At 44.4% G+C, this 1,010-nt stretch carries 3 protein-coding genes; all 3 read left to right on the forward strand.

Annotated elements, in window-relative coordinates; genetic code table 11:
* Positions 1–281 (forward strand): hotdog domain-containing protein (locus R7E00_RS25355; protein WP_318124956.1); only part of this gene is annotated, 281 nt, incomplete at its 5' end.
* Between the two features lie 115 nt (positions 282–396).
* Positions 397–693, forward strand: a complete 297-nt coding sequence (locus tag R7E00_RS25360; protein WP_058965672.1) for a YciI family protein — start codon at positions 397–399, stop codon at positions 691–693.
* Positions 694–696: 3 nt separating this feature from the next.
* Positions 697–1,010 (forward strand): GspS/AspS pilotin family protein (locus R7E00_RS25365; RefSeq protein ID WP_318124957.1); only part of this gene is annotated, 314 nt, incomplete at its 3' end.

A 1,010-nucleotide genomic window follows, 5' to 3' on the forward strand; every position in this document is an offset into this window, starting at 1 on the left:
ACTTGGCGGGTGCGATTCTGGCGAAAGAGATCTGTTCTGGTCGCGTCGTTACCGTTTCTGTTTCAAGCATTACATTTAAAAAACCAGTCAGCGTAGGTGACGTGGTTTGTTGTTACGGCGTGTGTAAGAAAATCGGCCGTACATCTATGAGCGTTGACCTAGAAGTTTGGGTGAAACCAGTGAAAGTCGACGGCATCGAAGATCGTTTCATGGTTTGTGAAGCAACCTTTAACTATGTAGCCATCGAAAGTGAAGGCAAACCACGTCCAGTGCAAAGCTAAGTCGTCATAAAATCGAATTGCTAGGAAGAATCTCACATTTTCTATTGTTCACTTGTGAGAGGTTCAAAAAAGACGTTAAATTAACACTTTACCCTACCAATTAAGGAACTATGCTATGTGGTACGTCATCTTTTCTCAGGACGTCGAGAACTCATTGGAAAAACGTATGAGCGTTCGTCCTCAACATTTAGAACGCTTGCAACAGCTTCAAGATGAAGGTCGTTTACTTACCGCAGGTCCAATGCCAGCGATCGACTCTGATACCCCAGGAGAAGCCGGCTTTACTGGTTCGACAGTCATTGCTGAATTTGCCTCTTTGGAAGATGCCAAAACATGGGCTGACGCCGATCCTTATGTGGCGGCGGGCGTTTACGAAAACGTGATCGTAAAACCGTTCAAAAAAGTGTTTTAATTTATGAAAAAATTACTGTGTCTCTTCCTCGCCTTTGGTGCATTGGCGGGTTGTTCATCAAGCAATGACAACCAACGCCAACTTGAATTAATGGCGTCTAACCGTGCCGGTGTCTTGTCTGCCGGACTGCCGTTGGAATACGGTCCGCTGCAAATCATGCGTGTTTCTTCTAACAAGAACGTGGTAGAAATGATGATGATTTACAACGACGATGCTTTAGGTGCGAAACCATTAAACCAAGTACTGAATACCAGTATTTATACATACTGCAATACGCCGTCGGTAAGAGAGCAAATTGATATGGGTTTGATGTACCG

The sequence above is a fragment of the Vibrio sp. Vb1755 genome, from assembly GCF_033338635.1.
Classification (GTDB): domain Bacteria; phylum Pseudomonadota; class Gammaproteobacteria; order Enterobacterales; family Vibrionaceae; genus Vibrio; species Vibrio alginolyticus.